This is a genomic window from Halobacteriovorax sp. BALOs_7 (assembly GCF_003612895.1).
Taxonomy (GTDB): domain Bacteria; phylum Bdellovibrionota; class Bacteriovoracia; order Bacteriovoracales; family Bacteriovoracaceae; genus Halobacteriovorax_A; species Halobacteriovorax_A vibrionivorans.
Map to the genome: position 1 here is coordinate 2,213,741 of NZ_CP027772.1, position 26,188 is coordinate 2,239,928.

The 26,188-nt window shown below is 36.4% G+C and carries 27 protein-coding genes and 1 riboswitch; of the genes, 9 read left to right on the plus strand and 18 right to left on the minus strand.

Features of this window, described 5'->3' with window-relative positions:
- Positions 1 to 4: 4 nt before the first annotated feature.
- The 4 genes from BALOs_RS10560 to kdsB are packed head-to-tail and all read right to left on the minus strand — an operon-like array spanning position 5 to position 3,738.
- Positions 5 to 580 carry an HAD family hydrolase gene (locus BALOs_RS10560; RefSeq protein WP_114705180.1) on the minus strand — a complete coding sequence of 192 codons (576 nt, stop codon included), beginning with the start codon at positions 578 to 580 and terminating at the stop codon, positions 5 to 7.
- Positions 581 to 583: 3 nt separating this feature from the next.
- Positions 584 to 1,390 (minus strand): 3-deoxy-8-phosphooctulonate synthase, encoded by an 807-nt coding sequence (gene kdsA, locus BALOs_RS10565; protein ID WP_114705181.1) that lies wholly within the window; start codon positions 1,388 to 1,390, stop codon positions 584 to 586.
- A complete protein-coding gene (locus BALOs_RS10570; protein WP_120405148.1) occupies positions 1,380 to 2,984 on the minus strand; it encodes a CTP synthase in 1,605 nt (534 codons plus the stop codon). The genes kdsA and BALOs_RS10570 overlap by 11 nt, the downstream gene beginning before the upstream one ends.
- Positions 2,974 to 3,738 carry a 3-deoxy-manno-octulosonate cytidylyltransferase gene (gene kdsB / locus BALOs_RS10575; protein WP_114705183.1) on the minus strand — a complete coding sequence of 255 codons (765 nt, stop codon included), beginning with the start codon at positions 3,736 to 3,738 and terminating at the stop codon, positions 2,974 to 2,976. Before kdsB ends, BALOs_RS10570 begins: the two co-directional genes overlap by 11 nt.
- Before the next feature lie 69 nt (positions 3,739 to 3,807).
- Between kdsB and BALOs_RS10580 the strand changes: the two genes are divergently transcribed.
- The 4 genes from BALOs_RS10580 to purB all read left to right on the plus strand — a co-directional run bounded on the left by BALOs_RS10580 (position 3,808) and on the right by purB (position 7,652).
- Positions 3,808 to 4,176, plus strand: coding sequence for a hypothetical protein (locus BALOs_RS10580; protein ID WP_133296839.1), 369 nt, complete (start codon positions 3,808 to 3,810; stop codon positions 4,174 to 4,176).
- Between the two features lie 93 nt (positions 4,177 to 4,269).
- Entirely contained in the window at positions 4,270 to 5,718 is a 1,449-nt protein-coding gene (locus tag BALOs_RS10585; RefSeq protein WP_114705185.1) for a TolC family protein, read from the plus strand.
- Complete coding sequence (locus BALOs_RS10590; protein ID WP_120405149.1) at positions 5,718 to 6,356, plus strand: hypothetical protein; 639 nt, start codon at positions 5,718 to 5,720, stop codon at positions 6,354 to 6,356. Before BALOs_RS10585 ends, BALOs_RS10590 begins: the two co-directional genes overlap by 1 nt.
- Before the next feature lie 9 nt (positions 6,357 to 6,365).
- Complete coding sequence (gene purB / locus BALOs_RS10595; RefSeq protein ID WP_120405150.1) at positions 6,366 to 7,652, plus strand: adenylosuccinate lyase; 1,287 nt, start codon at positions 6,366 to 6,368, stop codon at positions 7,650 to 7,652.
- Here the strand turns inward: purB and cdd are convergent.
- Positions 7,649 to 8,071, minus strand: a complete 423-nt coding sequence (cdd, locus tag BALOs_RS10600; protein ID WP_114705188.1) for a cytidine deaminase — start codon at positions 8,069 to 8,071, stop codon at positions 7,649 to 7,651. The genes purB and cdd overlap by 4 nt on opposite strands.
- A gap of 64 nt (positions 8,072 to 8,135) precedes the next feature.
- Positions 8,136 to 8,384, minus strand: coding sequence for a hypothetical protein (locus BALOs_RS10605; protein ID WP_114705189.1), 249 nt, complete (start codon positions 8,382 to 8,384; stop codon positions 8,136 to 8,138).
- 213 nt (positions 8,385 to 8,597) lie between these two features.
- Here BALOs_RS10605 and BALOs_RS10610 point away from each other — a divergent pair, with 213 nt between their 5' ends.
- Positions 8,598 to 10,256: a SulP family inorganic anion transporter gene (locus BALOs_RS10610; protein WP_114705190.1), complete on the plus strand. Its 1,659-nt coding sequence runs from the start codon at positions 8,598 to 8,600 to the stop codon at positions 10,254 to 10,256.
- Between the two features lie 68 nt (positions 10,257 to 10,324).
- A complete protein-coding gene (locus tag BALOs_RS10615; protein WP_114705191.1) occupies positions 10,325 to 10,654 on the plus strand; it encodes an SWIB/MDM2 domain-containing protein in 330 nt (109 codons plus the stop codon).
- Positions 10,655 to 10,686: 32 nt separating this feature from the next.
- Here the strand turns inward: BALOs_RS10615 and BALOs_RS10620 are convergent, their stop codons facing one another.
- Positions 10,687 to 11,814 (minus strand): DEAD/DEAH box helicase, encoded by a 1,128-nt coding sequence (locus BALOs_RS10620; RefSeq protein ID WP_120405151.1) that lies wholly within the window; start codon positions 11,812 to 11,814, stop codon positions 10,687 to 10,689.
- Between the two features lie 60 nt (positions 11,815 to 11,874).
- On the opposite strand from BALOs_RS10620, the gene BALOs_RS10625 reads away from it, so the two are divergent.
- On the plus strand, positions 11,875 to 12,093 hold the full coding sequence (locus BALOs_RS10625) for a DUF3820 family protein (protein ID WP_120405654.1): 219 nt from the start codon (positions 11,875 to 11,877) through the stop codon (positions 12,091 to 12,093).
- 529 nt (positions 12,094 to 12,622) lie between these two features.
- Here the strand turns inward: BALOs_RS10625 and BALOs_RS10630 are convergent.
- Together BALOs_RS10630 and BALOs_RS10635 are read right to left on the minus strand one after the other, a co-directional pair.
- Complete coding sequence (locus tag BALOs_RS10630; protein WP_120405152.1) at positions 12,623 to 13,096, minus strand: hypothetical protein; 474 nt, start codon at positions 13,094 to 13,096, stop codon at positions 12,623 to 12,625.
- Positions 13,097 to 13,098: 2 nt separating this feature from the next.
- The gene (locus BALOs_RS10635; protein ID WP_120405153.1) at positions 13,099 to 16,137 is read right to left on the minus strand and encodes a hypothetical protein; all 3,039 of its coding nucleotides are present in this window, start codon (positions 16,135 to 16,137) and stop codon (positions 13,099 to 13,101) included.
- 252 nt (positions 16,138 to 16,389) lie between these two features.
- Here BALOs_RS10635 and BALOs_RS10640 point away from each other — a divergent pair, with 252 nt between their 5' ends.
- Entirely contained in the window at positions 16,390 to 17,055 is a 666-nt protein-coding gene (locus BALOs_RS10640) for a hypothetical protein (RefSeq protein WP_120405154.1), read from the plus strand.
- Position 17,056: 1 nt separating this feature from the next.
- Here BALOs_RS10640 and BALOs_RS10645 read toward each other — a convergent pair whose 3' ends face one another.
- The 5 genes from BALOs_RS10645 to BALOs_RS10665 form a co-directional block, all read right to left on the minus strand.
- Positions 17,057 to 17,803, minus strand: a complete 747-nt coding sequence (locus BALOs_RS10645) for a Bax inhibitor-1/YccA family protein (RefSeq protein ID WP_120405655.1) — start codon at positions 17,801 to 17,803, stop codon at positions 17,057 to 17,059.
- 69 nt (positions 17,804 to 17,872) lie between these two features.
- Entirely contained in the window at positions 17,873 to 19,186 is a 1,314-nt protein-coding gene (locus tag BALOs_RS10650) for a HAMP domain-containing sensor histidine kinase (protein WP_120405155.1), read from the minus strand.
- Positions 19,187 to 19,346: 160 nt separating this feature from the next.
- Positions 19,347 to 20,837, minus strand: coding sequence for a hypothetical protein (locus BALOs_RS10655; RefSeq protein WP_120405156.1), 1,491 nt, complete (start codon positions 20,835 to 20,837; stop codon positions 19,347 to 19,349).
- Between the two features lie 25 nt (positions 20,838 to 20,862).
- Positions 20,863 to 21,429 (minus strand): pentapeptide repeat-containing protein, encoded by a 567-nt coding sequence (locus BALOs_RS10660; RefSeq protein ID WP_162929651.1) that lies wholly within the window; start codon positions 21,427 to 21,429, stop codon positions 20,863 to 20,865.
- Between the two features lie 44 nt (positions 21,430 to 21,473).
- Complete coding sequence (locus tag BALOs_RS10665) at positions 21,474 to 21,869, minus strand: acyl-CoA thioesterase (protein WP_148666850.1); 396 nt, start codon at positions 21,867 to 21,869, stop codon at positions 21,474 to 21,476.
- Positions 21,835 to 22,009, minus strand: a riboswitch (cobalamin riboswitch). (Overlaps the previous gene by 35 nt.)
- Before the next feature lie 78 nt (positions 22,010 to 22,087).
- Between BALOs_RS10665 and BALOs_RS10670 the strand changes: the two genes are divergently transcribed.
- Positions 22,088 to 22,717, plus strand: a complete 630-nt coding sequence (locus BALOs_RS10670; RefSeq protein ID WP_120405158.1) for a hypothetical protein — start codon at positions 22,088 to 22,090, stop codon at positions 22,715 to 22,717.
- A 57-nt stretch (positions 22,718 to 22,774) separates the two neighbouring features.
- On the opposite strand, the gene BALOs_RS10675 is transcribed toward BALOs_RS10670, so the two are convergent.
- From BALOs_RS10675 to BALOs_RS10690, 4 genes are all read right to left on the minus strand, one after another.
- Positions 22,775 to 23,167, minus strand: coding sequence for a hypothetical protein (locus BALOs_RS10675; protein WP_120405159.1), 393 nt, complete (start codon positions 23,165 to 23,167; stop codon positions 22,775 to 22,777).
- Positions 23,168 to 23,264: 97 nt separating this feature from the next.
- Entirely contained in the window at positions 23,265 to 24,773 is a 1,509-nt protein-coding gene (locus tag BALOs_RS10680; protein WP_120405160.1) for a hypothetical protein, read from the minus strand.
- An 86-nt stretch (positions 24,774 to 24,859) separates the two neighbouring features.
- Positions 24,860 to 25,201, minus strand: coding sequence for a hypothetical protein (locus BALOs_RS10685; protein ID WP_114705204.1), 342 nt, complete (start codon positions 25,199 to 25,201; stop codon positions 24,860 to 24,862).
- A 71-nt stretch (positions 25,202 to 25,272) separates the two neighbouring features.
- Positions 25,273 to 26,178, minus strand: a complete 906-nt coding sequence (locus tag BALOs_RS10690) for a MerR family transcriptional regulator (RefSeq protein ID WP_114705205.1) — start codon at positions 26,176 to 26,178, stop codon at positions 25,273 to 25,275.
- Positions 26,179 to 26,188: the final 10 nt, after the last annotated feature.

Genomic DNA, 26,188 nt, shown 5'->3' on the forward strand with positions numbered 1-26,188 from the left:
ACTCCTACTTTGGCCAGCTCGATTTAAAATCAATTGGTTTGTCATCAAAGTCTAAAACCTCGGGAACAATTCCATGTACGTAGCGAAAAATATCAATCATCTCTCTAGCTGCACCATGCCCACCCTCTCTTTGAGTCACATAATCACAAAACATTTTGATTTCATGTGAGGCATGAGGTGTTGTGACAGCAAATCCTGCAGCCTTTAAAAGTGGTACATCAAAGAATTCATCGCCCATAAAAAGAACCTCATGTGGTTCAAAGCCAAGATCTAAGACTTTCTTAAAAGCAACTCTCTTATCTTCATCACCTAAAAAAGCAAAGTCTAGTTTAAGATTATTCACAAAGCGTTCTTGAACACCTTTTGATGCTCCTCCTGAGATAACACCAACTTTAAAACCTGCTCTCATAAGTAGCTTTAGTGCGTATCCATCAGATGTATGAGATGAGCGATTAAAGCCCATTTCATCATCTTGATACCAAACGTGCCCCGGCGTTAGGACACCATCAATATCAAATGCTAATACTTTGATATCTTTTAATTTGTCTTTAAAATCTTGTGCTTTTGTAAATAAATCCATTAATTATTCCGTTACTGCTTTTCTTATTTTTAATAGTCTCTCAATTATGGCCCCGGCCTTATCAAGAGGAAGGCTCGTTGCTGCATCAGACTTTGCTTCATTTGGGTTAGGATGAACTTCCATAAAGATTCCATCAGCACCAGCGGCGACAGCTGCTTGTGCAAGAGTTAAAATCTGTTCACGTTTTCCACCTGTTGCCGTCCCTAATCCACCTGGTCTTTGTACACAGTGAGTGGCATCGTGAATAGCACGAACACCAAATGACTTCATAATTTGAAAGCTTGCCATATCAACAACAAGATTATTGTAACCAAATGACGTCCCTCTTTCCGTAAGAAGGATCTTATCTTTTGAAAGAAATTCTTCCGCTTTCGTGACAATATTTCCCGTTTCTTCAGGAGAAAGAAATTGTCCTTTTTTAATCTTCAGTTGAGCATCATGCTTTTTACACGCTTGAGCTCCTGCAAGAATCATATCTGTTTGGCGACATAGGAATGCTGGGATTTGAATTGTATCCACAACACTTGCCACAGTATCTGCTTGATCCGCTGTATGGAAGTCAGTAATCAATTGAACTCCATATTCTTTTTTTACTTTTTCAAGAATCTGAAGACCTTTTTCAAGACCTGGTCCTCTAAAAGAGCTAATTGAAGAACGATTGGCCTTATCAAAACTTCCCTTATAAGAGAAGTTCACTTGATCCATTACTGGCTTAAGCATCTCTAATAAGCTTCCGCAAACGTCCATACACATTTGTTCTGACTCGATTACACAAGTCCCCATAAATAAATCAAACTTCTTATTTTCCATACTTATCTGCCTCTTTTATGAATTCACTAAAAATTGGATGGGCCGCATATGGCCTCGATTTAAACTCAGGGTGATACTGACAAGCAATGAAGAAAGGATGATCCTTAATTTCAATTGTCTCAACAAGATCAAGCTCTGGGTTTCGGCCACTAATAATAAGGCCATTCTCTTTTAATTTTTCAACGTAGAAGTTATTAACTTCTAGACGGTGACGGTGTCTTTCTTGAATATTCTTTTGTCCGTAAATCTCTTTTGTACGGCTTCCTTCAAGTAGTTCACAATCGTAACTTCCAAGGCGCATACTTCCACCTTTTGCTCCGTCACGAGTTTGACCTTCCATATAATGAACAAGGTGATCACCACCAGTGTTGAACTCTTCTGATGTAGCCTCACTTAGGCCACAAATATTTCTAGCATATTCAATGATTGCTAATTGCATTCCTAAACAGATACCAAAGAAAGGCATCTTATTTTCACGAGCATATTTTATGGCCGCAATCTTTCCTTCAGTTCCTCTTTGTCCAAATCCACCAGGAACAAGAACACCTTGAACATCAGAAAGAAGTTTATCGGCACCTTTCTTTTCAATTTCTTCTGAATCAACATAAACAGGAACAAGCTTTAATTGATGAGCAAGAGCTCCGTGCTTAAGTGCTTCATCAAGAGATTTATAAGATTCAACTAGTTCAGTATATTTTCCAACAATACCAATCTTTACTTCTCTTAACGGGTTATTAAAGTTGTAAACAACCTTTTCAAGGTCAGCAACTTTTGGTGATGATGACCAAATCCCTAAGATTTGAGTGATCTTTTCATCTAAACCTTGAGCGTGGAAATTTAGAGGAACTTTATAAATAGAATCAAGATCTAGTGACTGAAAAACATTCTCTTTAGGAACATTACAGAAAAGAGAAATCTTATCCATAATTGACTCTTCAATTTCTCGATCACTTCGACAAATAATTACATGTGGGAATAAACCTTGCGATCTCAATTCTTTAACAGAGTGTTGAGCAGGCTTTGATTTTAACTCTCCCGCAGCATCTAGGTATGGGATTAGAACAAGGTGAACAAAGAGAACATTATCTTGTCCAACATCATGAGCAAATTGTCTAATTGACTCGACATATGGAAGAGATTCAATATCACCAATTGTTCCACCGATTTCACCAATTAAAATATCTGCATCATCAGCGGCCAAATGAATTCGGCGCTTAATTTCATCAGTAACATGAGGTACGACCTGAACCGTTTTCCCCAGATACTTCCCTTCTCTTTCCTGTTCAATAACTTTTAAATAGACTTGACCAGTTGTGAAGTTTGACTGCTTTGAAAGAGTTAGTGAAGTAAATCTCTCATAGTGGCCAAGGTCGAGGTCAGTTTCAGCACCATCATCAGTGACAAAGACTTCACCATGTTGAGTTGGACTCATTGTTCCCGGGTCAACATTAATATAAGGATCCATCTTTAGCATATTGATACGAATCCCACGTCTTTCTAAGAGTGATGCAATTGAAGCTGCAGCTAAACCTTTCCCTAGGGAACTAGCAACTCCACCTGTAATAAAAATATACTTCTTTTGGCTATTGGCCATTAATTACTCCCTCCACAAATGGAATATCTTCTGGAGTATCAACTCCACATAATGTCATATCTGTTATGGCCGCCCCAATAGTGTGCCCATTATCTAGTAGGCGTAATTGTTCAAGGCATTCAATTCTTTCGTTTGTTGACTCACCTAGAGAACAAAAGCTCTTTAAAACTTCTGGTCTGAATGAATAAATCCCAATATGCAGATACCAATTTAGGCCTGCTTGTTTTTGACGATTAAAAGGATGAGGACTACGAGTAAAGTAGTGGCAAATATTCTTCTCTTTTGAGAAGACGGCCTTCACTTTATTTGGATTCAAATAATCTTCGTGATCGTTATCAATGGACATCTCTTTGATCACAGTTGCCACGTCAAAGTTTTGTCCGTGATGAATCTCTATCAAGTTCTTTAAAAGGTCTGCTTTAATGAGCGGCTCATCACCTTGGACATTAATAACAAAATCAAATTTTTCATCTTTAAAAAAGCGCTCATAAGCGAGATAGATTCTCTCACTTCCGGAAGGAACATCATCGTCTACTCGAACAACATTACGTCCGCTTTCTTTTAACATTTTTTCAATATCATCATTATCCGTTACGACACAAACCTTAGAACCTGGAAATACATCTGCAATAGGAGCACATCCATCGTATACATGAGAGACCATGGCCTTACCATTGATCTGTGCAAGTGGTTTTCCGGGGAAGCGAGTCGAGGCGAATCTTGATGGTATTAATACCAAAGCTTTTAAGTTCATTATTTACCTTTTTGACAGTAAATATTATCAAAACTTAAGGGCCGTTGCAAAGTGTGATATTATAAATCTATGAAATACTTCAAGTTTGCGCAAGACGCCATTCTTCCCTTCATTTTATTGAGTTCCATGATTTTTGTTGCCAATACAATGGCCCAAAGTGTTTCAGAATCTATTATTACTGATCCATCAATTTCGAGAAGATGTGACGACCTAATGCAACAAAGACAGGATAAGGTTCAACATCGCCAAAGATTACTCTTTCTCTTGGATCGCAATAAGAATCTGCTTAAGGATGCACCAGATAATAAAGTTTCCATTGCAAAGAAGCTGCGTGCCAATCAATACAAAGTCATTCAAGAATTAAAGATCACCAATCTGAAAGTCATTAAACTTGAGGAACAAATCGTTCGTCGTGGCTGCCCTGGCCTGACACTCTAAATAACCTTAAAATTTGCCATCTCGAGTCATGCAAGACATAATTTTCATGCACACATTATAAAGTTTTATTTATATTTGAGAGGGATTTCTTATATGACACGTTCTTTAGGCATTATTATCGCCTTTTGCTTGCTCTATACCAATAATTTACATGCTATAGATGATGAACAATCTCCAGAGATTTTCATACAAGAGGCAAATGACTCAACCACAACACAAACCTATCGCCCACTCGATTTCGGAACAGTCATTGAGCAAGGGATGAGAAAATACCAGGCCAATATTATTCGACGTAAGAATATTGAGATCTCAAAGAATAAGTTAAAAGATGTAAAAGAATCTTTTTGGACACCAAATCCAAAGATTACTCTTCAGTTAAACCCACAACGAATTGGAACTCTTAAGACAGGAAGTGAAAGTGCAAGTCGCATAACCAAAGATGCAAGTGGTGCCCTGGCCTTAGAATTGGGAGAATACACTCTATTTAACTGGGGAAAGGATTACTTAAACTTTAAAAATGAAAAAGAATCACTTGAAAGAGAGATACAAAGAGACAAGGAAGACCTACGTGAATTCAAACAGGAGCTTGTTCGCCAATATGTTGAACTCATTCACGCAAAAGACTTGAAGGTCATAACTCGTCAGTACCTACAAAGTGCAACGCTTGTGTATCGTCTTAACCGTGAGAAAGTCCTACAAAAGAAGATCACAAAACATGAATACTACCAAGCACGCTCTGAATACTTAAGGGCCCAAGAGCATTACACAAGAGCAAAAACTAACGAAGCGATTCAAAATGAAAATATGGCAAAGCTGTTAGACGATGCTCCAGGAACTCTATATCTGATAAAAGATGATTATGAGTATTCAAAAACGACTTATAATCGCGAGAATGCCATGGCAACGGCCAGAAAGTTTTCTCCTTTTATTCTTGATCGCCAAGTGGATTCAAATATAAAAGCAAGAGAATATGAAATCGCTTTAAGAGATAATCTTCCCCTACCAAAGATTTCAGTAAATTTTGGAACTTATGCTCACGGCTTCAGTGGTTCAAATGTCGGGACAGATTACTATACAAGCTCTGCCGGTGATTCCAATATTGATCTTGTTGCTAGCTTAAACGCGAGTTGGACCTTATTTGGTGATGGTGGACTATTTAACCGTAGAAAAGTTGCCAATGCCAGACTAGAAAAAGAGAAGGCCGTATATAACTTAAGCCTTACAAGAAGAAAGGTTGAAGAGGCCATCGTTAATATCTTCAATTTTCTAAACTCAACAGTAGAGCAATTAGAGATTATAAAAAGCCGTAATGATTCTCTTAAAAAGAGAATGGATACAGCACTAAATCAATATTCAAAAAGAAAGACTCGTTTTCTGGAATATCAAATGGCCATGGAAGATTACTATGAATCACTAAATCGTGAGTCTATTCTTAAGTATCAATATCTTGTTAAAAGAATTGAACTTGCACAGATCATCGGAGTTGAAAACCTACCGGACCAAACATTTGATAAGGCCATCGTTAAAGGTGGAGGTCGATAATGAAAAAATTACTAATTATTTTATCTTCATTTCTTTTATCTAATACGCCCTTTGCTCAAGGACTTTCACAATTTTCAGACATAAAGATTGTTGAAGAGGATTATGGATATGAATTGGAATCCTATAATGCAAAGGATGATAACTTTTCACTAGAAGTTAGCTTTGGTGCTATTACTAATATGAGTGAATTCTCTAGCACAAATACAATTAGTGGAACCCTTACTTTTTATTCATCAGATCTATCCTACACCCTATATGGGGCCCTCAACACACTAGACGTGGCAGCGGTGACTTCTTTTGATAATATTGATGCAAGTTTAAATACCTACTCTATTGGTGCAGGCTTAAGCCGTCGATCAATTCTTATAAATGACTTCATCAATATTAACTCTATTTACGATGAGATTCAGACTAATATCACTTATAATTTAGCTGATAGTGAAGCGTTTGGTGTTGATCTAGCAGGGCCTGGTTTTAACGCAGGATATGGATTAATCTGGCGAGCATCTGGAGGAGTCCACTTCTCTCTTCGCTTCATTTATAACTTAATGGCACTTAAGAGTTCAGATGACACAACACCAGTTGAAACAACTGCAAGCTGGGTTAGCGCACAAGCAGGACTTGGTTTTATATTTTAGGGAATAAATATGATTGAAAGATATAACAAAGCAGAAATTAGTGAAATTTGGACAGACCAATTTAAATTTGAGAAATTCCTCGAAGTTGAAAAGGCCCTTGTCGTCGCACTTGAAGAAGCAGGACTAATTGAAAATAAGTTCTCCAATAAACTCAATACTGTTTCTGTCAGTCCAGAGAGAATCAAAGAAATAGAAAAAGAAACACGCCATGACGTTATTGCTTTTTGTACTTCAATCACAGAACAACTAGAAACCAATGAAGGAAAGTTTTTTCACTACGGTGTGACTTCTTCAGACGTAATCGATACAGCACTAACTCTTCAAATAAAAGAAACTCTAGAACGTACTTTCCCTATTTTCGAAAAGCTTCTTAAGTCCCTTGAAGACAAGTCCCTAGAGCATCAAGACACAATATGCATTGGCCGCTCACATGGGATTTTTGCTGAGCCAATGAGCTTTGGGCAAAAATTAAGAGGTCACTATTGTGAATTTAAGAGAAGATTCAATGACCTCAAAGACTTCTACAATAATGAACTTACTGGTCAAATTTCAGGAGCAGTTGGAAATTACACGATCATTACTCCTGAAATTGAAAAGCGTGTTCTATCACAACTTGATCTTCAAGTAGAATCTGTATCAACACAGGTTATCCCAAGGGATCGACATGCAAAATTGACATCTATTATCTCACTATTTGGTTGCGCTCTAGAAAGACTTTGTATTGAAATTCGCCATCTTCAACACTCTGATGTTGCCGAAGTTTTTGAAGGCTTTAAAAAAGGACAAAAAGGTTCTTCTACAATGCCACACAAAAAGAACCCAATCTCTAGCGAAAACCTAACAGGAATGGCCAGAATGCTTCGCTCTTATCAGCAAATTGCCATGGATAACACTCTCCTATGGCACGAAAGAGATATTAGCCACTCAAGCTCAGAAAGATTTTATTTACCAGATATGTTTGGAATACTCTTCTACTCTATAGAGAGAATGACTAGTACAATTGAAGATCTTGTTGTGGATAAAGAGGCCATGCTTTCAAAAGTAACTGCAAACTTCAAACACCTATCAAGCTTTGTGCTTCACAAGTTAATTGAGGTCTCAAATAATACTCGTGAGGATCTTTACCGCGTAGTTCAGAGTGCTTCGTTTGAAAGCAAAGATCGAAATGGTTTCTTTGAGTACCTAGAAAAGAACTTAGATGATAAGTCAGACAAAGAGCTTATTAAAAGTCTAGCAGGACTAAATGATCTAGAAATCTATGGTGCTCACACGAAAGAAGTTTTCCAACGCTGCTAAACTGTAAACTCAGTAAACGGATGTGGTAGCAGTTCTTTAAAAAGAACTTCTTTAGTGATGCCTTTTAGGTTTCCAAGATAAATTGGAAAGTCAGGGCCAACAAACTCAGACAATACCTGAAGACAAAAAGCACATGGAACTGCAGGCTCTTCTTGGTCGGTTACAACGACAATATATTCGAATTTTTTCTTGCCGTGATTGGCAACACTTGAAAGGATGCTTCCTCTTTCAGCACAAATTGTTCCACCATAACTTGCATTCTCAACATTACAGCCAGGTATACATTGATCAACGCCTTCAATTTTTAAGGCCGAGCCAACTTGAAATTTTGAATATGGAGCATGAGCTTGACTTCTTGCCTTTAGGGCAACATCGTAAGCTTCTTTAAATTTTTCTGTAAGTTCTTCATTAATTTTCATAGTTTCATTATAAACGAAAAAGGAAAGAGCACAATATTTGTGCTCTTTTTATTCAATTTATGGGTTATTCACTGTAATTTAAGACAACTTTACCTAGTAATTGGTCATTTTCCACCATTCGATGGGCATATGCTAACGACTCTTCATCAATGATGCCAAGATTAGCTGTTAAGAGAGACTCAAATGCACCAGCATCGATAAGCTCTGCAATCTCCTTTAACCTCTCCCCTTGATTTTCAAGAGAAGAACACTGACTCTCACCACAAAAAATAAAGTCCTGCTCAAAGCTTAAACGAGAATCAAAATACTTCATTACTTCATTCACATGCTGTGAAGAGATATCCCTATTTGGTCAATAAATTGTTAAGAATTGCCAATTATTAAATAATATTTGTGATGCTTTGAACGAGATCAAAAACTACTGATAAGTAATTAAAGTTTAACGACTTCTTAAAGGATAATGACTTTAAATAATGCATCAAGTAATATATGATTTAGCCTTATATCATTTAAAACAGGAAGAGAGATGTCAGCTGATAAAATCAAGCATAGTGAAGATGTAAGTGCTTCACTGAAGAACAAATTTGTTCAATTAATTGTAAAGAAACCAGAAAACCTCAAAAACGACTTCCTTTCAGGATTAACTGTTGCCTTAGCACTAGTTCCTGAAGCGATTGCCTTTGCCTTTGTTGCAGGAGTGCATCCGAAAGTAGGTCTTTACGCAGCTTTCATGATGGGATTACTCGCTTCGATTTTTGGTGGTAGACCAGGAATGATCACAGGTGCAACAGGAGCAGTTGCTGTTATCTTTGCACCACTCGTATATAAAGTAATGGAAATGAGTAAGTCACAAGGTATGACGTTTGATGCGGCCATGGATAATGCGCTAAACTACCTTTTTGCTGCCGTTATTTTAATGGGAATGATTCAAATCATTTGTGGGATATTAAAACTTGGTAAGTTCATTCGCCTTGTACCACATCCTGTTATGCTGGGTTTTGTAAATGGTCTAGCGATTATTATCTTTAAGGCGCAATTTAGTCAGTTTACGATGGGAGGAGAACTTCTACCATCACCTCAACTAATGACAATGTGTGGCCTAATAGCCCTTACAATGGGAGTAAGCGTATTCTTACCAAAATTAACAAAGGCCATTCCTGCCACATTAGCAGGTATCGTTCTCTCAACAGTCATTGGCTACTTTCTAAATGAAGCAAATCCAGGACTAGTAAGAACAGTTCTCGACTTTGTTCAAGATCAAGATAAATCAATCACAACGATTGCAGCAGGTCTTCCATCTTTTAGAATTCCATATGTACCATTCACAATGGATGCTTTTACTTTCATTCTTCCATATGCTGTTCTTGCGGCCGCAGTTGGTTTAATTGAGTCCCTTATGACTCTTCAACTTGTTGATGAACTAACTGATACTCGAGGAAAAGGAAATCGTGAATGTATTGGTCAAGGAATTGGAAACTTCGTTAATGGATTCTTTGGCGGAATGGGTGGTTGTGCCATGATTGGGCAATCAATGATTAATATTCGCGGTGGTGGACGAGGTCGTTTCTCAGGAATTACAGCAGCTATTCTTCTCCTACTATTTGTACTCTTTGGTGCCCCTCTAATTGAGATGATTCCACTTGGTGCACTTGTTGGTGTTATGTTTATGGTTGTTATTGGAACATTTGAGTGGTCAAGCTTAAGACTCTTTAAAAAGATTCCGATGTCTGACCTATTTGTTATTATCCTCGTTTCAGTTGTAACGATTCTAACTGACTTAGCAGTGGCGGTTGCTGTTGGTATTATTGTTTCAGCTTTAGTTTTTGCATGGGAACACGGAAAAACAATGCATGCAAAAAGAGAAGATAAAAAAGAAGGAACATTCTATGAATTAGAAGGCCCATTATTCTTCGGTTCAGTAACTTCTTTTAAAGACCTTTTTGAATTTAAAGAAGATAAAGAACACGTCTATATCGATTTTGATAACTCAAAAGTTTGGGATCATTCAGGAATTGAGGCCCTGCAAAATATCACTGAGCGTTATGAGCAAGTTGGAAAAAAACTTCATTTACTTAACTTAAGTAAAGACTGCCAATTGCTATTAGACAAAGCATCAAATATCGTGGAATTATCAGTAATTGATGATTTATCGACACATATTGCTGATGATCGACTAGATGACTAAGAATTTACTGTACAAAGACTTGATTTTACTAAACAATATTTCAATAGCTATTTAAAAAGGATTTAAATATGAGTGAAGCAAAAGGATTAAAGAAGCCAGTTAAGTTAAAAACAGAACTAGCATCAATGCTAGGAGAAACTGAACTTCCACGCACAGAGATTACAAAAAGACTTTGGGACTATATCAAGGAAAAAGGTCTTCAAACAAAAACTGAAAATGGAAAGCCTGAAAATGCAGGTAAGTTTATTGTAGCTGACGCTACTCTACTTCCAATTTTTAGAAATACAAACTCAACTTCTAAGTCTGGAAAAGTAACAGATCTTCGTAATATGAATGAAGGTGAGACAATCAACATGATGCAAATGGCTGCGATTGTTGGTGCAAATATCGAAAAGTAATTTTCAAAAGATATTCAAAAAATATGAGAGGCCTACTTTGTAGGCCTTTTTATATGAATATCAAGACCAAGTTCTTTTTGGATTCTATTAAAATAGCCTTCTTCTTGCGGTGAAATATAAGAGATCGCAATACCTCTTCTCCCCCCACGGCCAGTTCTTCCGATTCTGTGTGTGTAATTTTCGATTTGTTGAGGTAGGTTGAAATTTAAGACATATCCTACACCATCAATATCAAGACCTCTTGCTGCAATATCAGTTGCCACAAGAACGTGCATGGCACCCTTTTGAAACTCTTTTAAATTATAAACTCTTTGGCGTTGATCGCGATCAGAATGAATTGCACAGGCCTTAATATGATTCTCTTTAAGATACCTTTCTAATTTATTTGCCTGAGACTTTGTTTTCACAAAGACAATTATACTTTTAATATGGCGGTCTTTAAGAAACTTCAAAAGAAAGTCGGCCTTCATTTCTTCTTCAACAAGATAGGCCATCTGACGAATCCCTTCATGTCTTGCGTGCACTGGTGCAATCTCAATACGATGAGGGTTAACTAGAGTTCTTCGAGCTATTTCTTCAACAGGCTTTGGCATCGTTGCAGAAAATAAAAGCGATTGTCTTTCACTAGGAAGTTTGTCCATCACCTTATCAAGATCATTTTTAAATCCCATATCAAGCATGCGATCTGCTTCATCAAGGACAAAGTATTTTAAATCATCAAGAATAACATAATCATCTTCTAATAGATCCACTAGACGGCCAGGTGTTGCAACTAGGATCTGAATTCCTTTAGCAAGCTTTTGAACTTGTTGCTTACGACTGTGGCCGCCGTATATGGCCATTGTCGATAAGGCAAGTCCCTTACCATATTGCTTAAAGCTTTCTTCTACTTGCATAGCAAGTTCACGTGTTGGCACAATAACAAGCGCCCTTACATGAAATGGATTAAGCTTTCTCTTACTTTCTTTGATTAAATGAAGTAGCGGAACACTAAAAGCAGCAGTTTTCCCACTCCCAGTCTGTGAGATTGCAATAAGATCACGCCCTTGTAAAACTGGTGTAATCGCTTGTTCTTGAATTTCAGTTGGTTGTGTATAACCTTTCTTTTCAAGAGCTGATAAAATATGTGGGGATAACCCTAAGTCTTTAAATTCTGCCATATGTCATATTTAGCAAAGTATTTAGGGGCCAGTCAACGAGTATTAATTTATAATGTCTTTATGGATATTGAATTTAATAAGGAACATCTATTAAAATTTGTCCAAATTCGTATGCCCTTTGGAAAGTATCAAGGTCGCCTTCTTATAGACCTACCTGATGAGTATCTTGTGTGGTTTTCGAATAAAGGCTTTCCACAAGGAGAGCTCGGCAAGCTCTTGGAAGAGCTGGCCGAGATCAAACTTAATGGATTGGAATTTTTATTTAAAGACCTTCGCTAGAAGCAATCATCAATATGTCTTTCTGGCATTGTGTGTCTAAGAGTGTGCTGAAATTCAAAACCACGAATATTTGCTCTTACATCCTCTATTAGAACAACCCCACACTTTTGTTCGTCAAGCTTGATTGTTTGCTTTGATAGCTTGATCTTAAAATCAACATCTTCAATTGAAGGATTGTCTCCGACGACGTCCTCTACGTTTCTCGTATCATGAGTAAATAAACAAGGTCCGTCCTCACCAACATTTCGATGATTTAGAAATGTTTCTCCAGCTAGCTCCGGAACAATGACTTTTACAAAGTAAATGCTGCCATAACCTAGGTTCGTTCATTTTAATTTAGCGCTACTAATATCAACAGGTAATTGAACCGTACGCTCTGAGATAACTGTCGTTTGTGCAAAGCACGTCAACGAAAATAATACAACTAATAATGCTTTCATAAATTCTCCCTACTCTTTTTCTTTATTGAAAAAGTTTGTTAAAGAGAAATTATCGAATTAAGTATCATAAATATAATGATTATAAATTATCATTGTGATTCAATATATTTATTATAAAGAAAAATGCTCCAAAAGCTGATTCCAACGATGTTAAAGAATAAGATTTGTAGAACTGAGAAGAACTTAAGTTTTTGTCCCTTATTAATGGCCAGGTAAAGTTTAAATAGGGATAGAATATTTAAAATGAGCGGAACAAATAGCATTCCAAAGATCGCCAAACGTAGAGAATCGTGAAGATAATCGATATCAAGCTTCTTTTTACCATCAGAAAGAGGTATCTCTTTTACTTCAACACCTTCTTTTTCTAACAGGGACTTCGCTTGATAATAGTCCAATTCATTAATAGATATAGAATATTCTTTTGTGGCAGCACTATTAAGATAGATATGATCATTTAAGAGCGAGTTTGATGACTCGCTCTTAATACCATGACTTTCCAAAAGATCCACAATATGTTTTGCATCCTCATGGATAAGCGTTGAATAGATCTCTCGTTTAACCACTGTTATTGGCCAATGAGATCTCTAATTGCTGTTACACAATTGGTCTTCTTTTTTAGCTGAGGAAGGCCAGAAAGATTTGTGGCCGCATTGGCGCGATTGTATGCGCTATCTTCTGCGGATTGAATCCTTAATCGTTGAAATTCTCGGGCCTGTGGTGAAATTTCTCCAGTATAAGCTCTTCCTTCAGAAGAAATCGCAGAACGAGCTCCCCTTGGTCTTACTGCCCTTTCCCAATTAGTAAACTTTGGATTATTTGTTAATTGATCAGCTAATGGTTTATAAAATTTCATTTGCGTATAATGTTCAACATTAGATAATGCTTCACCAGCAAGTGGTCTAAATTCACGCATCTCTAGACCAAGATCATCAGTCATCTTCTTTAAGTCATCCATTAAGCGATCTGGCCTTTCCAGATACTCTTCATGAGAAATACTTTGCATCTCACCAGAGATCTCATCATTTTTATTTAATGCTTTATTTAAAATTGCACGAAATAGCTTCATTTGAAGAGCACTCTCATATGCATCTCTTGGAGCATTAAACATTCTCACTTCGGCCTTGCGTATTTTTGGATTTACTCTAAAGGCAGGTCTCCACGGAACTTTTGGGTTAGAGATATCAAAGTCATCACTAATAAACTTAGGAGGAATGACATCCTGAAAATAGGCAGAAACATCTAAGTGCGTATAACGAGTCTTTCTTCCTACTCGCTTATTAAAATATCCTTCATTATAAAGGGCCTTTTTTAGGTCTGCTTCAGAACCATTCCAATTAGCAAGTTTTTGAGCAAACTCTTCACTAATATCGACAGGCTCTGCACTTTTAATACGATTGAGATCCTGAAATAAGAATGCAATGACTGACCTGTATTCATGGAAAGTCGCTAGAAAGCGAGCAAACTCTTTCGGTTTTCCTTCAAATGCCGTTAGATCAATATTTAAGTGCCCACCACCTGCTTTAATATATGGAAGGGCATTATTCTTTTCAAAAGTATCATATACTGCTTGGACTTCATCCATATTTGGTTCAAATTTTGGAGTTACGACTTCAATAGATCCAGCTCTAACAGACTCAACTAAGACTTCACCACTTGGGGTATAATTACGTCCAATACCATCCCACTCAATTCGCCATGAACGATCTTTTGAGTCTTTAATTTTATATGCGATATCTAAACCGTGACCGTGACCATCCTCAAAAAGTCTTTCAGGCTCACCTTCTCCACCTAGACGATCTCTTAGATCAACGGCCATCTTCTTTAGGTATTCTTCTTTTTCTTCTGGCGACATATCAACACGTGTTTGAAGCCAAGACATTTTTCCATCCATTAGCCTTTGGCGATTATAGCCTCCGCTACCATCTTCAATCATGGCATAGTCACCTTCAAACTTTAATGGGAACTTAGCTGAGTACTCAACTCCAAGATCGATTTTATTAACATCGACATTCATTCTTGTACCTGGTTTAAACTTATGAAAATTTTCTTTATCCGAAAACTTTCGAGCAGGCATCATATACTTCTTAACATCTTCAGCAATATTAGAAGATTTAACCCATTCTCTTTGTAAAGAGATTACGGCCTTCTTTAAATTCTCATAATTAGTATGACGTAAACTTGCGACATCAATTAAATAGTCTCGTGTTAAATTCTTTAAAATAGCTTTCTTAGTATCCCCTAACATTGGGTTATCATCATACCAATTCCATAGAGCAATATTGTAACCACTTAATCCAGCTCTTCTTAGTTTTTGAGCGGCCCTCTGGGCCTGACTACGAGTTAGTCCAAAACGCTCAACCAGATCATCTTCATCAGGGTATGTTGAGTATTCTCCAATGATATTCCAAGAATCAGCTTTAGAGATCCCTGTAAAGTCACCGCGAGAAAAGCGAGATGCCATTGAAGCTTGAATAAAGCGAGCGACACGAGAGTTCTTTGTCCCCGATCTAAACTCAATTGATATTGAGTTATTAATAAAACGATCTTCATCATCGACACGAAGAGGGCCACGATTTGTTTCATAACCGTCTTCCAATGCTTCGATAATTTCATAATCATCAATAATACTTTTATAATCAGCAGTTTCAATACCAGATCGTCCAGCTATTCCCTCCAAGACAATAAGGGCCTGAGCTGCTTTTGTTAACTCAGCTGCTTTTGAACGATTAAAGTTTCCACCAATAGGAACAACCATACGCTGGTGACCTGGAGCCTGAAATAACTCACCTCCGCGTCCCATCGTTTTCTTAAACCATGCGATCATTTCTTGAAATTCACCATAAGACTTCTGTGGTGCAAATTTAACTTCCCATCCAACAGAAGTGTCTTCAATTTCAGACATATACTTTTCAGGTGCTCCAAGATTGGGAACCATGTCATAGTAATCGTCAATTGGATCTACTAATGATGAGAACTCTCCTTTAAAGAACTTACGTCTAGTTCCAGGAGTTAAATAACTATATGGACTATTATTGGTCTTACTAATAAATTCTGACCATTTATTCATTAACTGTTCATGTGATGCTGTTTGCGGGTCAAAGTTATTTAAGAAGGACATATTAATGGCCTTATTTCGCCCCTTAGCATCTAATAACTCTTGTGCAGGATCATGGCGAACACCATCTTCATCAATCCATACACGTATCGATTCACCAGCTCGATTATTCATCCAACGACTAAAGAAGTCTCTAAGAAATGTAACTTGCTCTTCTTCATCCATCGAATAACCTTCGACAATAGCTTCAAACGTATCTGCACTAGGCCCAAAGATTCTTGTGACATAAGAAGATGAACCCTCTTTTTCACCTCCCCAAGAAATGGCGCGACGGCCAGAGCCTAAAACTTGGGTTGCTTTAGCATTAAAGGCCACAGATGACTCCATCATCTCACCCCATACTTCATAGGCCGTTTTCTGAGCGGAAGAAGCCGGCAGACGACTTAAGAAATCTGGATAATCGTACTTTGCGACATAGACCTGTGGAAATACCCCGGCCAAGAGAGAAAAGATTAGAATTAGTGACGGATTCTTAAGAAGTTTAAGCATTGTTTCCCCTAATAATAAAAATACTTAAGACTTTATCGGAAACTAAGTTAATTAACTTGACGTAAAAGCTACACTACTCAATATATTCAACTACTTAGTTATATTGAACTTTTGATAAGTCCCACCTATAATGCGCCAATGAAACCACGCAAGCCAAATTATATCCGTATTGTACTTAAGGTAATCCTCCTTATTTTATCTATTTATATCTGGTTCGTTATTTATAACGGTATGACAACTCAAGGATAGAACGTGATTTTAAAGTTACTTATTTCATTAATTCTTTTCTCATTTAATTCATATGCACTAGAGGCCGGCCACTGTATTAGTGACTACTCAACTAAGCGCTATATTCAAAATGATTTTTCAGCACCATATCCAAAAGAAGTCATCTTCACATGTCGATATCGTTGCCTTGATTTAGAAGGCTATGAGAGTGAGGAGATTTTAGGAACATCAACGATCACTGTTAATAGTTTAAGTGATGATGCCTTAAAAGTCGTTTGCCAAGGTGTGATCGTAAAGAAATCAAAATGGGGATACGAGTATAGTCGAACTGATTCATTCTACGCTCATTTTACTGCGATAAGTGAAATTAAGGATTGGGCATATAAGAATATTCCTCTTGATAATTCAATTAGTAAAAAGCTCTTACTAGATTTTAAAAAGACGATTACTTCTGTTTATCAAAGTTATGAAATAGCGGGACGCTCTAATACTCCCGTTGCAAAAGAATTCTCAAAAGCAGCACAAGTTTTAAAAGAAATGGCCAATCAACTGCCAGAAGATCAGAGTCTATTTAATTTATATCGTAAGAAGATTGAAGATTTAGATGGGAAAACTGGAAAAGATTTTAATTCAGAAAAGCTAATAATGGACCAGATACTCTTTGGAGCACGCTGGTCCATAAATATTTAAATTAGTCGCGACTATTTAACTTTGATAATAATCTTAATACTTCCATATAAAGCCAAATTAAAGTAACCATAAGTGAAAAGCTAGCATACCACTCTAAGTACTTAGGAGCACCTTGATTAACACTTCTTTCAATGAAGTCAAAATCAAGAATTAAACTAAAAGCAGCAATACAAACCACCACAAGACTAAAGCCAATACCTACTGGACCATTTCCATGAATTAATGGAATTGATGCTCCAAAGAAGCTCATTACAAAGCCAACCATATACACTAAGAAAATAGCTCCCATTGCTGTCATTATAATCTTCTTAAAAGTACCAGTTGCTCTAACTAGGCCCCAACGATAAAGAAAGAAAAGTGTGATAAAAGCACCAAATGTAATCGTTACAGCATTAAAGACTAATCCCTGGAATTGAAATTCATACATTGCTGAAACAGAGCCAAGTAATAGGCCTTCAAAGAGTGCATAGATTGGAGCTGTGAACATGGCCCAAGTTGGTTTAAAAATTGTAACCATTGCTGCAATAAGTCCACCAATAAGACCTATCATGACAAATGGTGAAAGTTGGCCACCCATACCATTTTCAAGAGCACCAAGTGTTTGATTCCAAGTATAAATAAAAGTCATCATCATAAGAGCAAAGAGAATCATCCCCTTATTGAAAACCCCAGAAAAACTCATTGTTTCACCTGTTGTTGCTCTTGTATTAAAAACATCATTTGATAGTGTCGGATTTGTCGACCTCATCATTCTCATAGATTCCTCTTTTGTTATAAATTTAATACATTATAACAAATCCCAGCAGAAAAAGAAAAATTAAGAGAATAGCGTCTTTTTAAAGCTTAATTGAAAATGTGTTCCATGATTGTCCGGTGAGTCATTCTTAGTTCGGGACTTAACAGCAATAGTTCCATGACTGAGTTCAACAAATGTCTTCACAATGGACATCCCAAAACCTGTTCCTTTTTCTCCACCTGTTCCCTGTCTTGATGTGATGGCATTACTTTCAAAAAGAATATCTAAGAGTGTTTCATCAATTCCAACACCTTCATCAATTAGATGAATATGAACACCATCAATTGTTTCTTCTAAGGTTATTTTTATCTCCTTACCTCTTTCCGAAAACTTGATTGCATTAGAGAGGAGATTACCTAAAATTTGATATTTTAATGCTGTAGCATTTCCCATGACATAGACATTTTGATACTTCTTAAAGTCATAATTTAGTATAATCTCCTTTTCTTGAAGCTTAGATTCAAATACTTTTGAAAGATAGTCCACAACATCATTAATGTAGACCTTTTCAAATTTTAACTCGACTTTACCTTGTTTGATCGATTGTAGATCCCGTATTTGAGCGAGTATATTTCCAATCCCAGTCGTGCAAGAATTAATACGGGCCAAGCACTTCTCAATCTCTTCATCAGAATTATCTTCTAATAATTTGAATAACTTCTTCTGTGATAAATTAATAACAGTTAAAGGGTTACTTATGTCGTGTCCAACGAGTGTTAAAAGAGTATTAATTTGTTCACTCTTTTCAAAAATGGCCTTATTAAAGCGGTCCCTTTCAGTTAAGAAAACAAACATATAAACAGTATTTAAAAAGATAAGTCCCATCATTATAAAGACACGGGCAGCAATATCACCAGTTTGTGATAAGTGATTTGCAAATACAAAACCATTTAAGTTAAGTACGAAATAATATAAAGTCGCTACGACAGGAATCACACACCAAATGATAAAGTCTCTACGTGTTCCTACAACTCCAGCGATAAGAGGAAGAACGGTAAACCAAATAGGCTGAACACTGTAAATCCCACCGGTATAATGTGTCCAAAGAACGATATGAGAGAATCCTGCAAACATGATTGCGTGAAAGATTAATGAAAAAGAGCGGAATACTTTATACAGAAGTGGACTCAAAAGATGAATCATTGCACAGGCAATTCCCAGTTGATAGAAGGTAGGAATATCTGTGAATACATATGCGGCCAATACGTGAGTCCACAATAGAGGTGCAGTAAGAAGCACCGTCAATAGATAGAGTCGAAAATGTGAAACTTCTTGATCTGAAAAGTTTTTTAAGTCCCCAAATAGAAGCACAATTAATTTATCACGTAACATCATAATGGCCAATTATCCCACAATATTTATTGCCACTTTCATCATGAGGTGAAATTAGCGATATAACTACATGAAATAAAAGAGCTTTTTCTCAGAACATAAAAATACAATTATGATTTACGTCATGTGAATAAGCTCCAATTACTGCCAAGAATTTAAGCCTTTAGAACTGAATACTTGCCGAAATTTTATTAAGGGGCATATATTCTATCCCCTCTTTTTTTAACTTTCTATCAAGGTCGATAAGATCTTTTTTAAAGGTTATAACAGCCTTTCTTCGTCGAGGACATTTGAACTTATAATTAGCATCAATGAGTTTTGTCACCGTAGTTGGTGAAAAGAAGAGATTATCTGCCATAGAGTATTTCATTTGATCCCAGGCTTTAACAAGCTTTGACCTCTTCATCATCTTATCTCCCTTTTTAGGAGGTGCTTGTCTAAGTCGTAATGGAACCTGTCTCTTATCTAGGATTCCATAATTGTAATGATCAGTAGCGTGAGCAACAGTTACTGTAAAAAGATAGGTCGTCACTACTCTCACTAATGTATCACCTTTGAAAATATCATTACCTTTTGGAAAATCATTAACGTGCTGATGACAATAATCAGACCATTTAGTAATCCAAAAATCACCATCTTCTACATCTGATAAAATTTCTGATACAAATTTATAGAAAACTTCATAGTAGCTTTTTAAATAGATGCCGTACTTTCCTTCAACACCTGGAGAATTAAGAGAGTATGAAAATGGAGGGTAAGATAAATTTCCTTTAATTCCCTTATATCCTTCCACTAGTAAATCTCTTAAACCAGCTGGTCCTCCAGGGTAAGGCGCATACACCATCCACCACTTCTCTTGAAGAAGAGAGCTCTTATAATTTAATACAGCATTCTCTAGTGGCAGAGTAAAACGAAAATGTGGAGATAGTAATTTAAATAAAACATGCTCTTTAGGTAATGATGTCTTAGAGATGGCATTTATTGAGTCGAATGGAAAGTGCAATAAAGGATGAACAACTAAAGTTGCACATAGAGCTCCTCCTTGAAGGACGAAGTACTTTGCTAGCTCCCATGCATCAGAATCCTCACTTATATCAAATACAGTCTCAGTGTCTTTGATGTAGATCGCCTGAACGATGAAGCGCTCTCCTTCTTTATATAGGAGTGTTTTAGAAGCGCTGGCATAAATACCAGGAAATGTTTTTACAACTCTTACAGCATCGAGATCGACAATAAACCATTCTCTCTCGTCTTTATTATAATCACTAAAAACTCTCCAATCTTCCTCATCTAATTGATCACTTAAAAATTTACTCATCATCGAATAATTTAATAAGTCCTCAAATTCCTTATTCGTGACTTCTTTTAGTCCAGGAATGATCTTGGCCTTAAGATAATAAAAAGGAGCAAGAGGTAAAGTCGCCATATAACGAAGGCCAATCCAAAGCCACCAGTCAGCGACTTCTCTAAATGGAACATGAATAACAGCAGGAGATTCTCCCCAAGGATGAACAGGAGAAGGCTGTGGCCAAGGCCCCTTTCTTTCATAGAGGAAATCTTTTTGCGAGTATAGATGTTTGTTTGAAGTAGCACTATTAATTTGTGCACGGATTTTGTCTTTAACCTTTAAAGCAAATTTCTCTGGTGTTTTCATTGGCGCCTTCCTAGCTTAACTTTGATTATTCGATTTCTATCCCAAAAGGGCCCAATAAGTTTAGGGCCTCAGGCATAGTGAATTTACATTTTTTTAAATTTGTATTTGTAATATCAATATAGAAATTAATTGCATGGCTAAAATTAGAGCCTTTCATATTGGCCTTTGAAAAATTCGCACCTAAGAGATTGCTATTTGAAAAGTCACAATTTTCAAAAGTTCCCTGAGAAAAGTCCGCCTCTTTAAAAGAGCTTTCAATAAAGCTTGAACTATTTAACGAGCAGTCCACAAAGCTTGTATAATCAAGAGAAGCTCTCTTAAACCTTAAATCAAATAAATTATTGCACTCAGAAAAGTTAATACCGACACACTTACAATCGCCAAATGAAACATCTCGTAGTGTAGCACCTAATAGATTTAAATTACTCAAATTTGAGTTATTAAACTTACATTCAATAAACTTGGCACCAGATGCATCTAATCCACTTAAGTCTAAATCATTAAACTCACAACAAATGAACTCGCCCCCTTTTAGAGAGCTGAGTTCACTAATATTTTCGCTATTAAATACTTCTTCTTCAAAATATGACATAGTCATATTTTAAATGAAAAAAGTTTATCCATCCATCTCTATTTTTATGAGAAAATAGGTACAGCCTTTCGTTCATCATTGATTGCAACTAGAGTGAAACTCCCCTTTACTGCTTCAACCTGTCCTTCTTCATACATTGCCTCAAGCATTAAAGTAACATCCACAATTAGACTACTTTTTCCAACTTTAACAACTTCTCCGATAAGTTCAGCAAAGTGGCCACCTGGGATCGGCATATTGAAGTCCACACGATCACTTGAAACAGTGACAAATTTCTTTCTTCCAAACCTTGTTGCGGTAATGAAGGCAACTTCATCCATCCACTTCAACGTGATACCACCAAATAATGTGTCATAATGATTTGTACTATTTGGGAAAACGGCCCTAACAATACGTGTTTTTGAGCGCGCGATTGCGTCTTTTAACTGATCTTCAGTCATAATTCCTCCTCGGGATAAATGTTATTTGCTAATTAGGATCGGACTATAACCGTTGCGGGACAGTAATGGATTTTCACCATATTCACTAATTAACTATTGGATATTAGATAGAAACGAGCATCAAGGCAATGAATAAAATACATTTTAACTGGCATAAATGAACAAAAGTGATATTTCATTTAAAACTTAAATAAAAACCGCATATAAAGGAATAAATAATGAAATACTTAATTCCCCTAAGTACTCTTTTTACAGGTCTAAGCGCTCAAGCAGTTCAAACAACAGCAAGACCTTTTAGCTTTGAATTTTATGCTCCAACAAATGAGCTCAATTTTGATGTAACTTTAGAGCAATGGTGTCGTTATGAGATCCCAGTGTGGTCTGACTCTGCTGAATATAAAACAAAACATCAATCAACTCCACTAAGAGAGAAGAGAACAAAATTAGGAAATGGCCTTACTCGTTTTACTTATTCTTTAAATAGTACAAAGTCTTTAGAACAAACTGGTTTCTTTAAATCAGGGAAAGAATGTACAAGTGGAGTCAGAATTATAGTGGAAAGCGCTAAATATGCACTTGGCTGGGCAGGACAATATAGTCGCCCTATTGAATTTAAATTTCTCGATGAAATGTATGCATTTAAAGAGTACGACACAACATTTGATGCACAATCAGATAAGAATATTAGACTATTCTCAGATAATGAAATCTCATTTGAATACAAGACATTCTCTGGTGGGAACCAAGTAAATGTAACAATTCTCTCAAATGGAAAGAGAATGAGAAGCTCATTTCCACAAGGTGTTTTAAAGAATCCAAAAACAAATATGCCTTACAAATTAAAATAGAAATAAAAAAGGCCTCTATGAAAGAGGCCTATATTTTAAATATTTTAAATTCAACCGTTATTCCCAAACCTGATAAACTGCTTCTTCCATCTCAGTTACACAATCTGTAACAGCTTCATAGAATGGCCATTGTAGATCATATCCCCAACGACTTTCTTCAACCATTTGATTGAAGTTTGTATAACCTTTAACAATACAAGATTGTGGGAAGCGCTTTTCAGTTTCAACTTCACCATTATAGTCATAAACGATTAAATCTGCTTGAAGAACACATGAATTTGTATTCTCATCACAAACAAATAGGTTGAAGCTAAAGTTAAAATCACCTTCACACCATGTATCACCACAAATATTATCAATTGCTGTTAAAACCTCTGATTCTTGCTTTTCACTTAGTGTATTGGCAAAAATTGATGACGTAACTAGCATTAGTAGAATTAGCTTTTTCATTGGAATCCCCTTTAAATAATTTAGGGGAATATAGATTACGAGCTACACGATGTATATTCGATTGATAATATTTACACTATACAATTATTAGATAACACTAAAGCAGTTCTTCTAACATTCTAATGCCACGACCAAGCTTTGCCGCAAATTGAGAATCTCTTGCATTTTCATCTGCTATTTCAAAAAGTGACTTTGAAGTTATTTGCATTCTAAGGGCCGTTTTAGCTTTTGAGGATTCTTTATCCACAAATGATGTTACTAGCGCCCTTGCGTAGGCTTCACTTACTTTTGCAATAAAACTATTTATTGGGCGGTAGTTTTTTGCATCTCTTATCAGCTCTTTCGTTTCACTTGTTTCTCGTATTTTATAACCTTTCTGTTCCATTTGCTTTTTGAATTCTTGTAAAACTCCTGGACCTCTTGTTGCCAGTCCAATAAAGAAAGATTCGATATTTTCTTGATTAACAGGGATTCTCTCAATGTTATTGTAGAGAAATAACTCTGCTGAAACGAGACCTGACTCCTTAGACATCAATGCCATATCTCTTATATATGCTGAATCCATTTCGTCTTTATACTTTCCAACACAGATATTACATGCATATTTCTTTGCCTTATCATTACCAAAGCAACATGCTTCACATCCATAAGATGTATCGACTCCTGTTCCATGTCGATAGCCAAAATTATGAATCATCTCATGAAACATAACACCTTCTAACTCATCTGTGCTCGGGCCGTTCTTTATTCCACCAAAGAAGCTTTTTTCCATCTTTGGATTTAATGAAACAAATGGATGCTTAATACCTAGACTCTTAATCTCAACTTCACTAGTCGATGCATAACCGACGACACCATTATTCCAATTATAGTTTTTATTATGACAGATGAATTTTGTAGGATTCACTTTTCCACTTAACTGTATGTTAAAAAAGTTTAACAAGTTTGAAATCTCACCTTTCATTGACTTATCTTTATCCTGACTGGCCAAATCAGAGAGACAACTTAGACCTTTATCCAATGCATTTCGAAGCATCCTTGGAAACTTCTCATCGCCTAGATTATCTAAGCAGCTCTTGTGTATTTGAACTCCTGGTGTAAATTCAAAAACACCTCCTCCAATTCTTGAGATGATTGGATCGAAGTTATCAATAAAATCATCAACCCCCTCTAGACCTCTGAGGAAGTTTTCATAACTACATTTAATATTGGATTCATTACTTAATGTTTCTCTATGATCAAGATTTGAAATTTCTCTATCAACTATTAGCTTCTTTTTTCCATCATTTATGTCATAGAGTTGATATTGTGAGCTTGCGCCTTTATTTGATATGATTTCGAGCCGATCAAATTTACCATCAAAGTCATTATCTGCTTCTATACGAGTAATATTACCTTTTACCTGCATTTTATAATCATATTTCTGATCATAATTACGATCATTGAGGTGCTCTACGAGAGCTCCGTCTACATAGCGAAAGATATTATCAATTACTTTGTCTTTATTATCATCGAACTCAAACGTCTGACTCTTTTGAGCAAAGAGCTCAGCTGTAGCTAATAGGCAAATAAGAATAAGTGAATAGTATTTTAATTTAGCTCTCATCTTATTTAAGTATCGGTATTTCTTAAGAAAAGATAAGAAAAAAGGCCCAACGAAGTGGGCCTTAAGTATTTGAAATATTATTTAGATCACCAAGTATTATAACAACGCTGACGACTAAGCTTCTTAAGTGTCTGGTTGTAATAAATTGTACAGCTATGATACTCATAATGAAGCTGAAGCTTAATATGATGATCATCTTCTTCACCTACTGGCCAAAAATTTGGAGCATGTGTTACTTGAAGATCCCAAAGGCGATCTGCTGTACAGAAATCAAGTGTTGATTCGTAATTTAATAAATTTGCGCTAAATTCAATTGCTTCAACCTTAGCTGCGTCATTTTCAAATCTTAGGCATTCATTATTACCATTAAGTGCAAATACTTGAGCACTAAAGAATAATGCAATAAACATTAGGAATGTGTTTCTCATTGTTGTCTCCTCTATAAAGTCGAGGAAGTTTTACTAATCAAACAATGGTATGACAAAGCCTAACGCGTTAATTATGACAGCCCAGATAACCTCTTATCAAATAGTTGGAAGTCAGCAATAATCTCAACAGACTTAATATTTTTAAATTCAGGAAAGTCCAAAGGCTTCGCCCCACCTAATATGATCCTAACTGGTCTATTAAGGACTTTATCTACTCGGTTCAAATATGGAATGATATGAGTTTCATAATTCCAATGATCAGAGCTTACAACACCAAGGATGATATTATCGCATGATAGCGCGTTAACGGCCTCTGCTAAGCAATGTGCAGGATTTGCGGCACCAAGATAATAAGTACTATTTCTATTGGCCTTACAAAGGATATCAGCAATTATAATTGATAATTCATGAAGGTTTCCTTCAGGAGTAGCTAAGGCAAAGCGTTCAGACTCAGGAAGATTTGGTAATCTAATTTGTCCAAGTTGTTCCCTAATAATAGTCGAAACGATATGCTCTTGTGTTACGGTATACATACCATCAACAACCATTTGTCCGGTTTGCTGCATTACAGGTAGGACAACCTTGAAGATAAACTCCTTGGAGCTTGAATTAAGCCTTAAGTATTCCGCTTCAGAATGAACTCTATCAATCTCATATCTCTTTAGGGCACTTAGTAAGCGCTCAACACCTTCATTAATGATGTGATTTGTCTCATAGGCCATTTCATCAGAAATCCCAGAAACCTGCTCGTTTAACTCTTGTAGAGTTAGATTAGCAACTTTAGAAATTGTTTGTCCGTGGGCAATGAGGTTTGCCATGGCCTTAGCTCTGGCCACATCTTCATCACCATAGAGCCTCTCGCCATTCATTCCCCTAACGGGCTCAAATGCACCATATCTCTTCTCCCACATTCTGATTGTATGGGGTTGAACTCGACAAATGTCTGAAATTACTCGGATACCAATATTTTTATTCATGAAAGCCTCT